At 59.1% G+C, this 14,557-nt stretch carries 14 protein-coding genes; 8 read left to right on the top strand and 6 right to left on the bottom strand.

Features of this window, described 5'->3' with window-relative positions:
- Nucleotides 1-12: 12 nt before the first annotated feature.
- From aroC to ABI171_RS07715, 5 genes are all read right to left on the bottom strand, one after another.
- Complete coding sequence (aroC, locus tag ABI171_RS07695; protein WP_348091978.1) at nt 13-1,104, bottom strand: chorismate synthase; 1,092 nt, start codon at nt 1,102-1,104, stop codon at nt 13-15.
- Between the two features lie 149 nt (nt 1,105-1,253).
- The gene (locus ABI171_RS07700) at nt 1,254-2,375 is read right to left on the bottom strand and encodes a nucleoside hydrolase (RefSeq protein ID WP_348091979.1); all 1,122 of its coding nucleotides are present in this window, start codon (nt 2,373-2,375) and stop codon (nt 1,254-1,256) included.
- Between the two features lie 34 nt (nt 2,376-2,409).
- On the bottom strand, nt 2,410-4,296 hold the full coding sequence (locus tag ABI171_RS07705; RefSeq protein ID WP_348091980.1) for an MFS transporter: 1,887 nt from the start codon (nt 4,294-4,296) through the stop codon (nt 2,410-2,412).
- A 197-nt stretch (nt 4,297-4,493) separates the two neighbouring features.
- Nucleotides 4,494-4,913, bottom strand: a complete 420-nt coding sequence (locus ABI171_RS07710) for a TM2 domain-containing protein (protein WP_348091981.1) — start codon at nt 4,911-4,913, stop codon at nt 4,494-4,496.
- A 111-nt stretch (nt 4,914-5,024) separates the two neighbouring features.
- Nucleotides 5,025-5,471: a CBS domain-containing protein gene (locus tag ABI171_RS07715; RefSeq protein WP_348091982.1), complete on the bottom strand. Its 447-nt coding sequence runs from the start codon at nt 5,469-5,471 to the stop codon at nt 5,025-5,027.
- Between the two features lie 250 nt (nt 5,472-5,721).
- On the opposite strand from ABI171_RS07715, the gene ABI171_RS07720 reads away from it, so the two are divergent.
- From ABI171_RS07720 to ABI171_RS07735, 4 genes are all read left to right on the top strand, one after another.
- Entirely contained in the window at nt 5,722-7,044 is a 1,323-nt protein-coding gene (locus ABI171_RS07720; protein ID WP_348091983.1) for an O-acetylhomoserine aminocarboxypropyltransferase, read from the top strand.
- 1 nt (nt 7,045) lies between these two features.
- The gene (locus ABI171_RS07725; protein ID WP_348091984.1) at nt 7,046-7,909 is read left to right on the top strand and encodes an alpha/beta hydrolase; all 864 of its coding nucleotides are present in this window, start codon (nt 7,046-7,048) and stop codon (nt 7,907-7,909) included.
- Nucleotides 7,910-7,940: 31 nt separating this feature from the next.
- A complete protein-coding gene (locus ABI171_RS07730; protein WP_348091985.1) occupies nt 7,941-8,261 on the top strand; it encodes a DUF962 domain-containing protein in 321 nt (106 codons plus the stop codon).
- A gap of 123 nt (nt 8,262-8,384) precedes the next feature.
- Complete coding sequence (locus ABI171_RS07735) at nt 8,385-8,597, top strand: hypothetical protein (protein ID WP_348091986.1); 213 nt, start codon at nt 8,385-8,387, stop codon at nt 8,595-8,597.
- On the opposite strand, the gene ABI171_RS07740 is transcribed toward ABI171_RS07735, so the two are convergent.
- The gene (locus ABI171_RS07740; RefSeq protein ID WP_348091987.1) at nt 8,553-9,866 is read right to left on the bottom strand and encodes a YihY family inner membrane protein; all 1,314 of its coding nucleotides are present in this window, start codon (nt 9,864-9,866) and stop codon (nt 8,553-8,555) included. The genes ABI171_RS07735 and ABI171_RS07740 overlap by 45 nt on opposite strands.
- A gap of 87 nt (nt 9,867-9,953) precedes the next feature.
- Between ABI171_RS07740 and wrbA the strand changes: the two genes are divergently transcribed.
- The 4 genes from wrbA to ABI171_RS07760 all read left to right on the top strand — a co-directional run bounded on the left by wrbA (nt 9,954) and on the right by ABI171_RS07760 (nt 14,553).
- Nucleotides 9,954-10,583 (top strand): NAD(P)H:quinone oxidoreductase, encoded by a 630-nt coding sequence (gene wrbA, locus ABI171_RS07745; protein ID WP_348091988.1) that lies wholly within the window; start codon nt 9,954-9,956, stop codon nt 10,581-10,583.
- Nucleotides 10,580-11,020, top strand: a complete 441-nt coding sequence (locus ABI171_RS07750) for a DUF2069 domain-containing protein (RefSeq protein ID WP_348091989.1) — start codon at nt 10,580-10,582, stop codon at nt 11,018-11,020. Before wrbA ends, ABI171_RS07750 begins: the two co-directional genes overlap by 4 nt.
- A 448-nt stretch (nt 11,021-11,468) precedes the next feature.
- Nucleotides 11,469-12,881 carry an FAD-binding oxidoreductase gene (locus tag ABI171_RS07755; RefSeq protein WP_348091990.1) on the top strand — a complete coding sequence of 471 codons (1,413 nt, stop codon included), beginning with the start codon at nt 11,469-11,471 and terminating at the stop codon, nt 12,879-12,881.
- 124 nt (nt 12,882-13,005) lie between these two features.
- A complete protein-coding gene (locus tag ABI171_RS07760; RefSeq protein WP_348091991.1) occupies nt 13,006-14,553 on the top strand; it encodes a DUF1800 domain-containing protein in 1,548 nt (515 codons plus the stop codon).
- The last annotated feature ends 4 nt before the right edge of the window (nt 14,554-14,557 follow it).

Here is a 14,557-nt window from a genome sequence, read left to right on the forward strand (position 1 = left end):
GCGATAGCGGAATTACTGCGGATCGACCAGTCGCTCGACCTGTACGTCGCCGCACTGGGCGCGGTGACGCAAGGCGTGGTCCATCAATACCAGCGCCAGCATGGCTTCGGCGATCGGCGTCGCACGGATGCCGACGCAAGGGTCGTGGCGGCCGAAAGTCTCGACCGTAGCCGGATTGCCCTGCTTGTCGATCGACTGCCGCGGCGTACGGATGCTGGAAGTCGGCTTGATGGCGATCGAGACGGTGATGTCCTGGCCGCTGGAAATCCCGCCCAGGATACCGCCGGCGTTGTTAGTGAGAAAGCCATGGCGGGTGATTTCATCGCCATGCTGCGAGCCCTTTTGCGCCACGCAGGCAAAACCGGCGCCGATTTCAACCCCTTTGACAGCGTTGATGCCCATCATGGCGTAGCCGATCTCGGCATCCAGCTTGTCGTATAGCGGCTCGCCCAGGCCGACCGGCACATTGGACGCCACCACATCGATGCGGGCACCGCAGGAATCGCCGTCTTTACGCAAGGCATCCATATAGGTCTCAAGGGCGTCGATCTGGCTGATATTGGCGGCAAAAAACGGGTTATTGGGCACGTGGTCCCAGGATTCAAACACGATGGGCAGCTCGCCCAGCTGGCTCATGCAGCCCTTGAAAGTGGTGCCGTACTGCTGTTTCAGCCATTTCTTGGCGATCGCCGCCGCAGCCACCGCAGGCGCAGTCAGGCGCGCCGACGAACGGCCGCCGCCGCGCGGATCGCGGATGCCGTATTTTTGCCAGTAAGTGTAATCGGCGTGCCCGGGACGAAAGGTGTCGAGGATGTTGCCGTAATCCTTGCTGCGCTGGTCCTGGTTGCGTATCAGCAGCGCAATCGGCGTGCCGGTGGTCTTGCCTTCGTAGACGCCGGACAGGATTTCGACCGTATCGGGCTCCTGGCGCTGGGTAACGTGGCGCGACGTGCCGGGTTTGCGGCGGTCAAGGTCGGGCTGGATATCGGCTTCGGACAATTCCATGCCCGGCGGGCAGCCATCCACTATGCAGCCGATGGCCGGGCCGTGGGACTCGCCGAAATTGGTGACGCTAAACAGACTGCCGAAGGTATTGCCGGGCATGATAATCCAGATGTAAAGGGGCTGAAAACCATGATTTTACCAGTGCGGCAGGATTGTTAGTTAGCTCGGCGTCATAACCATTATATTTTTCACATCGAAAATACCGCGCAGCCTGGATCAGACTGCGCAGAACCAAGCCGCCTATCGACTCAAGGCAGCTTGGCCAACTGAACAGTCAGCAGGTCGAAAAAGCCCTGGGTATCGCCTTCGGTAATCCAGCACGCATTCTCCGGCCGTTTGGTCGCATGGTAGTAATCGACCACGGTCTCGCCGAAAGTCGGCCCTTCCCGGGTATCGACTTCGACGTTCACCATGCGGCCCTTGAACATGTCCGGCTTGAGCAGGTAGCCGATGGTGGTGGCGTCGTGCACCGGGCCGCCCGGCAGGCCGTATTGCTTGATATCGTGCTCGACATAGGCATCGAGGATGTCGGCGGCGATCTTGCCGGCCTGGTTGCCGATCTTGCGCAGCCGTTCTATGCGCTCCGGACTGGTCAGCATCTTGTGCGTCACGTCCAGCGGGATCACAGTCAGCGGCAAACCGCTCTTGAACACGACGTCGGCGGCATGCGGATCGGCAAAGACGTTGAACTCGGCCGCCGGTGTGATGTTGCCGCCATTGAAATGGGCGCCGCCCATCATGATGATTTCCTTGATACCTTGCTTGATGTCGGGATTCTGGATCAGCGCCATGGCCAGGTTGGTTTGCGGGCCCAGCGTCACGATCGTGATGCTTTGCGGTTTCGCCGCCAGCAAGGTTTCGATCAGGTATTGCACCGCCTGGCCTTTGGCCAGCGGCTGTTCCGGCTCGAATATCTTGACGCCGGTGACGCCTTCGGCGCCATGCACTTCGGCGGCATAGATCGGCGTGCGCAGCATCGGCCGCGCGCAGCCGGCATACACCGGCACGTCCGGCCGGTTGGCCCACTCGCGCACCATGCGCGCATTGCGCGAGGTGTAGCGCAACTGGACGTTGCCTGCTACCGTGGTCAGCGCCTTGACGTCCAGCCGGTCACGGGCGGACAAGGCCAGCAACAAGGCGATCACATCGTCGGCGCCGGGGTCGGTGTCGATAATCAGCGGCACAGGAATGGCAGCTGTGTCTGCGGCGAAAGAAGTAGACATGGGTAAGGTACTCAGTAATAGGCTGCCCGCGAGGCTGCCTGCGACGCTACCTGAGAGACTGCCGGCCAGCAGCTTGCCGCCATTGGCCAGGAAGCGACGGCGTGCGGATTGCACCGATACGGCATCTTCTAATAAAGTATTTTTCAATTTCGTCGTTCTCTGTCCTTTTTCATTAGCGCGCTTATTGCCATTCACCACGCAAAAGCTGCACTTGCTGTTGCAGATATTCCGGTGTCGCCTGCTCTGGCGCCACCGGCTCGCCTACCGCCAGTTGCAGCGCCGATAACGGCCCGCGCTTGAACGAGCGGTGAAACGGATTGCCGGCGCTGCGGGTCCACATGCTGCCCCACAGGCCGCGCAAGGCCATCGGAATCACCGGCACCGGCGTGCGGTCGACGATTTTCTTGATGCCGCCGCGGAATTCGTTCATCTCGCCGGTGCTGGTCAGTTTGCCTTCCGGGAAAATGCAGACCAGGTCGCCGTCTGCCAGCGCCGCCGCGATCTGATCGAAGGCGCGTTCCATCAGCTCAGGATTTTCCTTGGCCGACGCAATCGGAATCGCCTTGGCGGTCTTGAACAGCCAGGCCAGCACCGGCACCTTGAAGATCCGGTGATCCATGACAAAGCGGATCGGCCGTGGACTGGCCGCCATGATCACGATCGCATCGACGTAACTGACATGGTTACATACCAGCACCGCCGCGCCTTCATCAGGAATACGGTCGCGGTTGATGGTGGTGACCCGATGGATGGTATGGATCAGGATCCAGGCCACGAAACGCACCAGGTATTCCGGCACCACCGTGAAGATGTAGATCGCGACGATGGCGTTGAGGATCGCCGTCACCAGGAAAATCTGCGGAATGGTGAAACCGAAGCTCAGCAAGGTCAGCGCCACCAAGGCCGCCACCACCATGAACAAGGCGTTCATGATATTCATGCCGGCAATCGTGCGCGACAGGTGCTGGCGGTCGCAACGGGTCTGGATCACCGCAAACAGCGGCACGATGTACAAGCCGCCGAACAAGCCGATCATCACGCAGTCGAACAAGATGCGCCAGCTGCCGTGCTGATGGATAAAGCTGCCCATGTCGACCGCGGAGGTATTGGTGTAGCTCAGGCTGGCGAGGAACAGATCGAGGCCGAATATCGACAGGCCGATCGCACCGAACGGCACCAGCCCGATTTCCACCTTGTGGCCGGACAAGCGCTCGCACAACAAGGAACCGGCGCCGACGCCCAGCGAAAACACCGTCAGCAGCAGCACGAAAACGCTATGGTCGCCGTGCAGGTAGTTTTTGGCATACAAAGGGAATTGCGCCAGGATGATGGCGCCGTAGAACCAGAACCAGGAATTGGCCAGCATGGCCAGGAATACCGGCCGGTTCTTGCTGGAAAAGCCAAGGTTGCGCACCGTTTCGGTGATCGGATTCCAGTTGATCTTGAGCCCGGGTTCGGCGGCCGGCGTCAACGGAATGCCGCGGCTGAACAGCCATCCAAGCACCGCGATGGCGACCGTGCCGCCGGCCACCAGCTCGATGCCCCATGGTTTGTGCACCACCAGCACCGCGCCCAGCACCTCGCCTAGCAAAATGCCGACAAAAGTGCCCATTTCGATGATGCCGTTGCCGCCAACCAGCTCGTTGGCACGCAATTGCTGGGGCAGGTAGGCATATTTGACCGGGCCGAAGATGGTCGAATGCACGCCCATGCCGACCACCGCCAGGACCAGCAGCCACAGGGTGTGCGTCATCCAGCCGACGGCGGCCACCGACATGATGACGATTTCCAGCACCTTGACATAGCGCGCCAGGCGCGATTTCTCGAATTTATCGGCAAGCTGGCCGGCGGTCGCGGAAAACACCACGAACGGCAGGATGAACAAACCCGGAATCAGGTTGTTCAGCACATTGACGTCCATGGTGGTCCAGCTGAGCGCTTCGTAGGTCAAGATCGTCAGCAGCGCGGTTTTGAATACGTTGTCGTTGAAGGCGCCAAAAAACTGGGTCCAGAAGAATGGTGCGAAACGTCGCTGGCGCAACAGGGCGAATTGACTGGATTTGGACATAGATGGGCTAGGGAGAAAGCTGCGCGATATGGAGGTGGCAGTGGTGAATAGTTGATGGTTTTATAGAACTGGCAAACAAACCTGCCGGCGTGCCGGCGTGAATTGCCAGTCCTGCGAGAACGCTCTTGCGTAAGTCCCTTTGCCGTTGATTACATGTCTGCATGCCTGCCGGCACAAATACGTGGATAACTCGATCACTATCCGCGTTGCGCATTCTTCATCGATATCTGGTCGTTCAGCGTCCAGAAGTCATACAGCACGCCGAGCATCAACAGCCCGCCGGTGAAAAAATAGAGAATCCCGGTAAGCCACTTGCCTTGATACATCCGATGTACGCCGAAAAATCCGAGGAAGGTCAGCAGCAACCAGGCCACGCTGTAATCGATGGGGCCTGCGGTGAAGCGCAAATCTGCATCCCGGTTCATGCCTGGCACCAGAAAGACATCGATCAGCCAGCCTATGCCAAACAAACCCAGCGTAAAAAACCAGATCGTGCCGGTAACCGGCTTGCCGTAATAAAAACGGTGGGCGCCGGTAAACCCGAAAATCCACAGCAGATAGCCGAGGACTTTACTATGCGTCTCGACCGAGGAACCGTCTGGGCGGATAGTGTTCATGAATAAAATCTTTCAAATCGATAAAAATACGGTGTACTGCCCAAATCCCTACAAAAAAACCGTTTGCGGCATCTTGCTACCGCAAACGGCTCTTCATGAATCGGACAAATCTTATTCTTCGCTAGTGCTCGGCCAGTCGCGAATATAGGCTTTCAGCATTTTGTTTTCGAAGCCCTGGGCATCCAGCACGGCTTTTGCCACATCATAAAACGACATGATGCCGAGCAAGGTCTTGGCATCCATCACCGGTACGTAGCGCGCGTGGCGCTCCAGCATGATGCGGCGCACCTCGTTGACTTCGGTATCCGGTGTCACGGTAATCGGACTGTCGTCCATGTGTTTGCGCACCGTATTGCTGCCGACCGCGCCACCGTTCTGATGGATCGCGTTGAGCACTTCGCGGAAAGTCAGCATGCCGACCAGCTCGCCAAACTCCATCACCACCAGCGACCCGATATCCTTTTCCGCCATCGTGTTGACGGCCTCGCTCATCGGCGTTTCCGGCGTCACGGTGTAAAGGATATCGCCTTTGACTTTGAGAATTTCAGAAACTTTCATAGGGCCATCCTGCCTTTGCGTTGGTTGCGGGTAGCTCTTAAAACCGTAGCGAGCGCCTCAAGGTCCGGTCGAGAAGCGCAGCTGTACGGAGGTACAGCGAGCATCGCAGATCAGAGATTGCGGTGCGCAGTAGGTTTTTAGAGTTACCCTTATGCTTGTATCCAGAATGTAGCGTAAGCCAGAGCAAAAATCTACCGCGCAGCGCAGCATCGACCCTATATATCAAAAATAGAAGGAGACCTCCTACATCATGAGCACCCCCCATTATCCCGGCTTCGACACCCTGTCGCTGCATGCCGGCAGCGTCCCCGACCCTGCCACAGGCGCCCGCGCCACGCCGATCTACCTGACTTCGGCCTTTGTTTTCAAGGATTCCGACCACGCGGCGTCGCTGTTCAACGTGGAACGCGCCGGCCACGTTTATTCGCGCATTTCCAACCCTACCAACGCGGTGCTGGAAGAACGCATCGCGGCGCTGGAAGGCGGCGTCGCCGGGATTGCCGTCGCCAGCGGCCAAGCCGCCATGCACCTGGGCCTGGCCACCATCGCCGGCGCCGGTTCGCATGTGGTGGCGTCGCGCGCCCTGTACGGTGGCTCGCATAACCTGCTGTCCTACACCATGAAGCGTTTCGGCATCGAAACCACCTTTGTCGATCCGAGCGATATCGATGCCTGGCGCGCGGCGATCCGGCCGAATACCAAGGTGCTGTTCGGCGAAACCCTGGGCAATCCGGGGCTGGATGTGCTGGACATCCCGCGTATTGCCGCCCTGGCGCACGAAAACCATCTGCCACTGATGGTCGACGGCACGTTTACCACGCCGTATCTGCTGCGCCCTTTCGATCACGGCGCCGACCTGGTATTCCATTCCGCCACCAAATTCCTGTGCGGCCACGGCACGGCGGTCGGTGGCCTGCTGGTGGATGGCGGCACGTTCGACTGGCAGCAAGCCTATGACAACACCGGCCGCTTCGGCGAGCTGTGCGAACCTTATGAAGGATTCCATGGCATGGTGTTTTCGGAGGAATCGACGGTCGCGCCGTTTTCCCTGCGCGCACGGCGCGAAGGCTTGCGCGATTTCGGCGCGGTGATGAGCCCGCACAACGCCTTCGCCATCCTGCAGGGCATCGAGACGCTCGGATTGCGCATGGAAAAACATGTCGCCAACACACGCAAGGTGGTCGAGTTCCTGGCCGCGCACGCGGCGGTGGAATCGGTGGCCTATCCGGAACTGCCTTCGCATCCAGGCTATGCGCTGAGCAAAACGCTGCTGCCCAAAGGCTGCGGCGCGGTATTTTCTTTCAACCTCAAGGGTGATCGCGCCGCCGGCCGCCGCATGGTGGAATCGCTCAAGATCTTTTCCCATCTGGCCAATGTCGGCGACGCCAAATCGCTGGTGATCCATCCCGCCTCAACCACCCATTTCCGGGTGCCGAGCGGACAATTGGCGGCTTCGGGGATCGGCGAAGGAACCTTGCGGCTATCGATTGGGCTGGAGAATGTCGAGGATTTGATTGAAGACCTGGCGTTCGGCTTGAAGATGTCTCAACGTACCGAGCGCAAGGAGAAATAAGATGTTATTGAAAACACACTTCCGCGACGCCGATTACGACATCTATTGCTATACCGGCGGCAAAGCCTTCGACCCGGCGTTGCCGACCGCGGTCTTTATCCACGGCGGCCAGAACGACCATTCCGTCTGGATCCTGCAAACCCGCTATTTCGCCCATCACGGCTTCGGCGTGCTGGCGCTGGACCTGCCCGGACATGGCCGCAGCCAGGGGCCGGCGCTAGCCACGATCGAGGACATATCCGACTGGCTATCCGGCCTGCTGGACGCCGCCGGCGTCAGCAAGGCGATCCTGATCGGCCACAGCATGGGTTCACTGATCGCACTCGAAAGCGCCGGCCGGACCGGGCAATCAGCTCGGATTGCCGGCATCGCGCTGGTCGGCACCGCCTATCCGATGAAAGTCGCCGACGCCCTGCTGGACGCCGCCAACAATGACCAGCAAAGCGCAATCGACACGGTGAATATCTGGTCGCACTCCACCATCTCGCCCAAACCCTCCGCTCCCGGCCCCGGTTTTTACGTGCAAGGCGCAAGCCAGCGCCTGATGCAGCGCATCGCCGGCAAGTCCACCGCCAGACCGACCGTGTTCTATACCGATTTTGCTGCCTGTAACGCCTACGCCAACGGCGAAGCCGCGGCGCAAGCGGTCACGTGCCCCACCCTGTTTCTGCTTGGCCAGCACGATGTCATGACGCCGGCCAAAGCTGCGAACGGCCTGATCGCCGCGATCAAGCACGGCAAAGTTACCCGGGTCGAAGCCAGCGGCCACGCCTTGATGGCGGAACAACCCGACGCCGTGCTCGATCATCTGTTCAAATTTGCAACGGCCGCTACAGCGGTTGCGTCACCTGTCGCAGGAGACTAAGCTTAAAGCACGACAATAATAAGGAGAAGCAATGCCAACCGTGCTTGAAAAGAAATACGAGACATTCGCAGAGTTCTATCCAAGCTACCTGAGCCAGCACAGCAACCGCACCTGTCGCCAGCTGCATTTCGTCGGTTCGACGCTGGCGCTGGCGTCTGTGGTCATGCTGGTATTTACCGGTAATTTCTACTGGCTGCTGGCGGCGCTGCTGTGCGGTTACGGTTTTGCCTGGGTCGGCCATTTCGTGTTTGAAAAAAACCGGCCGGCGACTTTCAGGCAGCCTTTATTTTCCTTGCTAGGCGATTGGGTGATGTATTGGCAAATGCTGAAGGGGAAAGTATCGTTTTATTAATTATGTGAAATGTCATTCACAGCAATGTGAACCATTTATCCCGTAAAATACGTTTCTTTCTTTTTAGACATCGCCGTTCATGGATGTCATGGCAGCTAAACGTCGTATAGCACAGGAGCTTTTATGGGAACATCGGAGACAGCATCGGCGGCGTTGCCGGCATTATTAAAGGAGCCGGGCAAGGCTGAAGCAACGCCGGCGCCGCCGACACGCTTGTCCAAGACCTCGTTTTTGATGAATTACACGCAGCCGACCTATCCCGGCAGGGTAAGCATCAGTTATTTCTGGATTTCAAACCTGCCGCAAGGCGGGACTATCAAGCTGCGGGTCGGCTGATCCAGCTTGCGCGAAATGCGCTGCCAGCGTCTGTTCCAGACCATGTTCGATGGCGCTTTCCACCCTTTGCTCCAACCCCGTATCGGCGGCTCTTCCTGCGGCCGGATTCCAGACGAACATGCGATAGATATCGGCCAGTTTCAGCTGCTCTGTATTGGCCAGCAAGATCCAGCCGTCGACGCAGATCTGCACCTTGCGCCCCCACTGGCTGCGGGCCGGCATTTCCGTCTGCACGCTGCCGACCCAGCCCGCCTCCAGCATCTGCTGCAACAAGGTTTGCGACTCATCGAAGCCAAGCCGGGTGGCGCGCCGGATCTGCGCCGCATCAACCGCCGCCGAACTGCCCCGGGTGCGCGCCTGATGCAGGACCTGCAGCACCGCCATGGCGTCGACGAAAGCGCTGCCGGGTGACGGCACGTGCCACCAGCGTTCGTATTTCACTACCGGCAACGCCGCCGCCAGCAGCGCGCCTACCAGCGTGATCATCCACAGCATGTAGATCCACAACAGGAAAATCGGCAGGGCCGCCAATGCACCATAAATCATGGTGTAGGTCGGAAACTTGAGGATGTAGGCGGCAAAGATGCGTTTGGCGACTTCGAATGCAATACCCGCCAGCAGGCCGCCCCATATCGCATCGCGCCAATCGACCCGCTGGTTCGGTACCGCCACATACAACAGGGTAAACGCGCCGGTGGTAAGCGAGACCGACAGCAGCGTATAAAACCAGCGGCCGACCCAGCTCACCACAAGGCCGTTGGCCGCCGCCGACAAGTAGGAAGTCACGGTAATCGAGATCCCGATCAACAACGGCCCGAGCGTGATGATGGCCCAATACACCAGCACCCGGTGGATCCACGACCTTTGGTTTTTTACCCGCCAGATGCGGTTGAAAACGTGGTCGACGGTCGACATGGTCAGTACCGAGGTGACGATCAGGGCGACGCCGCCAACCGCCGACAAACGCGCCGACTTGGTGGCAAACTGGTTCAGGTAATCGAGAATGGTGTTGGCGATACCCCTCGGCATCAGGTTATGCACGAAATACTCTTCCAGCGAGGCGCGGAAGGTGCTGAACAGTGGGAAAACGGTGAAAATCGCCAGGGCGATGGTCAGCATCGGCACCAATGCCAGGATCGTGGTGAAGGTCAGGCTGCCGGCCACCTGCGGCAAGCGCTCCTCATCCAGGCGGCGCGCCGCAAACCGAAACAGATCGCGCAATTCGGTCCAGGACAGGCCGCGTAATCTGGAAAATTTTATTGACTTCATTCGTTACCTAATCGTGCCCGTCCGGGTGAGTGAAATAGCGCGCGTTTTGCACCGTGAACCGAGGCTAAAGCGCCCTATAATACCAAAATGAACTCATCCAACATTAACGTTAACACACCGATTCTGGTTTTGTACTATTCACGCCATGGTTCGACCCGTAAGCTGGCCGAGCTGATCGGCCAGGGAATCGACTCGATCGCCGGCTGCGAAGCCCGCCTGCGCACGGTGCCGGCGGTCTCCACCGTGACCGAAGCCAGCGCCCCCGAGATCCCGCTGGAAGGCGCCCCCTACGTCGAACTGGCGGACCTGCAAGAATGCGCCGGCCTGGCGCTGGGCTCGCCCACCCGTTTCGGCAACATGGCCTCCGCCATGAAGTATTTCTGGGACGGCACCAGCACCGACTGGCTGGCTGGCACCCTCGCCGGAAAACCTGCCTGCGTGTTCACCTCCACCGGCAGCTTGCACGGCGGCCAGGAATCGACGCTGATGTCGATGATGACACCCTTATTGCATCATGGCATGTTAATCATGGGCCTGCCCTACACCTTGCCGGAATTAATGACCACCGCCAGCGGCGGCACGCCGTACGGCGCCAGCCACTGGTCCGGCATGAACGGCACGCACCCGATCTCCGCCGAAAGCCGCACCCTGGCCATCGCCCAGGGCCGGCGCCTGGCCGAAACCGCATTGAAGCTCAACCCAGCGGGGGCACGATGACCACCAAACTCAAACCCGACACGGCAACCCATCCCCTACCGCACGCCGCCCGCCAACCGCGTTTTTTCTACTTCGGCGCGGTAAGCAGCCTGCTGGCCCTGATCGCGCTAGGCGTGGCGTGGGAACTATTCCTGGCGCCGCTACGTCCGGGCGGCTCCTGGATGGTGCTGAAAGTGCTACCGCTGCTTTTCCCCCTGCGCGGCGTATTGAAACGCGACGTCTACACCATGCAATGGGCCTCGATGCTGATCCTGATCTATTTCACCGAAGGCATAGTCCGCGCCACCAGCGACAGCAATCTGCTCAGCACCAGACTTGGCTGGCTGGAAGTAGCTCTCAGCACCATCTTTTTCTTGTGCACGATTCTTTATTTACGGCCGTATAAAAAGGCAGCGAAGGAAGTGGCGCAGCAGGCGATAAAAAAAGCGTCGCAGTAAATGAAACACCAACGCTTGAAATAACAAGGCTGCGGCTTTTGAAGTTGCTGTGTTTTTGAAGCTGCCGTTGTTTTTGAAGTGCCCCGCATTGAGAACTTGCCAAAAGAGGCGCGTGGCAGTCGGGAATTGTGGAGCACATGTTTGAGCGAAGCGAGTTTGTGCTTCACCCGACTGGCACGCGCCTCTTTTGGGCACCTGACCGAAGGGACGACAACGGCTTTGCGGTCGCCTTCTTTTTGGTTACTTTTCTTGCGCCCGGCCAGGGGCGAAGCAAGAAAAAGTGACTAGCTGCCGGGCTACCCCCGGCTTGCATCCACGGAGCAGCGAATTCTTTATTAACAAACGCACACACTCCGTGGCCCATTAAATGGGGTCAGAGTAATTTACGACGATACTGCTGTCGTAAAAAAACTCTGACCCCATTTAACTGCTTTTCTGAAAATTCGACATGAACAACGACGCATTTCTTGCATCCTGCCGCTTGGCGATTGGCGACACCCACGTCCTCACCAACGACGGCGACAAAGCCGGTTATCTGACCGATCAGCGCCAGCGCTACACCGGTAAGGCAATCGCCGTGGTCAAGCCCGCCAACACCGCAGAAGTCGCAAAACTGGTCAAACTCTGCGTACGGCACAATATCCCGATAGTCCCCCAAGGCGGCAACACCGGCCTGGTGCTAGGCAGCGTCCCCGACCAAACCGGCCACGCAATCGTGCTATCCCTGAAACGCCTCAACCAGATCCGCGCAATAGACCCGATCAACCACACCATCACCGCCGAAGCCGGCTGCATCCTGCAACACGTCCAAGAAGCCGCAGCCAACGCAGACCGCCTGCTACCCCTGTCGCTAGCCGCAGAAGGCAGCTGCACCATCGGCGGCAACCTCTCCACCAACGCCGGCGGCACCGCAGTCCTCCGCTACGGCAACACCCGCGAACTCTGCCTGGGACTGGAAGTAGTCACAGCCCAAGGCGACATCCTGCACGGCCTGCGCGGACTAAGAAAAGACAACACCGGCTACGATCTGCGCGACCTCTTCATCGGCGCCGAAGGCACGCTAGGCATCATCACCGCCGCCGTACTGAAAATCTTCCCGCAACCAAAAGTCCAGCTAACTGCACTGGCCGCACTGCAAACCCCGGCCGACGCGCTACGCCTGCTCACCATCGCCCAAAGCCGCTGCGGCGCCACCCTGACCGGCTTCGAGCTGATGTCCGACCTGTGCCTGCAACTGGTCGCCAAGCATTTCCCGCAATTGCAATCCCCTTTCAGCCAGCGTCATCCACAGTACGTGCTGCTGGAATTATCTGATAGCGAACTTGCACCCCATGCAAGTTCGCTACTCGAATCGGTAATGGCTGAAGCGTTGGAACAAGACATCTGCCAGGATGCTGTACTGGCCAGCTCCAGCATCCAGTCGCGCGCCCTGTGGCAATTACGCGAAAGCATCTCCTCGGCCCAAGCCAAGGAAGGCAAGAACATCAAGCACGACATCTCGCTGCCGATTTCCCGCATCGCCGAATTCATCGCCGACACCGACGCCCTGCTGCAAGAACATTTCCCCGGTTGCCGCAATGTCACCTTCGGCCATCTGGGCGACGGCAACCTGCACTACAACGTCTCGCCGCCCGAAGCTGTTCCAGCCGAACAATTCATTGAACGCCAGGCCGACATCAACCGCGTCGTGCATGACAACGTCCATCGCATGAACGGCTCGATCTCGGCCGAGCACGGCCTGGGCGCGCTGAAGCGCGAAGACATCCTGCGCTACAAATCGCCGGTGGAAATGGCGCTGATGAAAACCATCAAACAGGCGCTCGACCCCATGAACCTGATGAATCCCGGGAAAGTGATTTAGGCAAACAGGTTAGTCATACGCCAGAAATGTTGCCGCCTTACAATCTGTTACACCACAGCTGTCGGCGCATGCCTGCCAGCAGCCGTTAATGGGTGACGTAAGATCACTGTGCATAAGGCCGGACATGACCTCGACCATAAGACTTCCCGGATTGCTAGCGATGACGCTGGCGCTGAGTTGCGCCGTCAACGCCCAGGCGCAAACCGACCAGACCCCGCTGAATACACAGGAAAAGGCGCTGCATGTGCTGAACCGGCTAGCCTACGGCCCGCGTCCCGGCGATGTCGATGCCGTCAGGCACATGGGCGTCAAGCGCTATATCGACCAGCAACTGCGCCCCGATAGTCTGCCGCTACCGGAGGCCTTATCAAACCAGCTCTCCGGCCTGCCGACTTATCAACTCAGCGCCACCCAGCTCTACCAGCAATACGGCCCGCCCTCCTTCCCGCCCAACAGTGCGACTCCCGAAGAAAAGAACATGGCGCGCCAGCGCGCCAACAAGGACATCACGCCGCAAGTCCATTTTGCGCGCCTGTGGCAAGCCACCGAAAGCCCGCGCCAATTGCAGGAAGTGATGACCGAATTCTGGTTCAACCATTTCAATGTATTCGAAGGCAAGGACTGGGTCCGCTACTGGAATGGCGAGTATGAAAAAGATGTATTGCGGCCGAATGCGCTCGGAAATTTCCGCCAGCTGCTGGGCAGCGTCGCCCACCATCCGGCCATGCTGTACTACCTGGATAACTGGCTCAGCAGCGGCGTCAACACGCCGGAAGCCAAGGGCCGCTTCAAAGGCCTAAATGAAAACTACGGCCGTGAGTTGCTGGAGCTGCACACCATGGGCGTCGATAGCGGCTATACCCAGGCCGACGTGATTTCGCTGGCGCGCATCCTGACCGGCTGGACCATCGATGAACAAGGCATGAAGGACGGCCAACCGGCCTACACTTTCAATCCGCGCCGCCACGATTTCGGCGACAAGGTATTCCTCGGCCAGACCATCAAGGGCAGCGGCGAACAGGAAGGCGAACAGGCACTCGATATCCTGGCGCGCCATCCCGCCACCGCCCACTTTGTCGCCGCCAAACTGGTGCAGTATTTCGTCTCCGACAAACCGGAACCAGCCCTGACCGAGAAGCTCGCGCGCCGCTTCCTCGCCACCAATGGCGACATCAAGGCGGTGCTGCGCACGTTGTTCGACAGCCAGGAATTCTGGGCTCGCAGCAATTACCAGACACAGTTCAAGACCCCTTATCAATATGTGGTGTCCTCATTGCGGGCGACGGCGACGCCGGTCTTGAATTACAAGCCGGTCGACGGCATCCTCAACCAGCTGGGACAACCGATGTACGGCTGGCTGACGCCGGAAGGCTACAAATTCTCCGAAGAAGCCTGGCTCAATCCGGACGCCTTGCTACGCCGTATCAATTTCGTCAACGGCTTGAGTAATGGCAAATCGCCGATAGCCCGCGCCGAAACACCGCCGTTACCGCCGGGGTCGCCGCCGCCGGCTCCCGTAACTCCCTTACCCGCAATACCCATCGATCCGCAACAGCTGATGCAAACCCTGGCGCCCGCGCTGGAACCGCACAGCGTTGCCGCCATCACCGCCGCGCCGCCCAATCTGCAGGTCGGCCTGATACTCGGCGGCCCGGATTTCATGAAAAGATAGTCAG

The sequence above is a fragment of the Collimonas sp. genome (assembly GCF_039923675.1).
Classification (GTDB): domain Bacteria; phylum Pseudomonadota; class Gammaproteobacteria; order Burkholderiales; family Burkholderiaceae_D; genus Collimonas.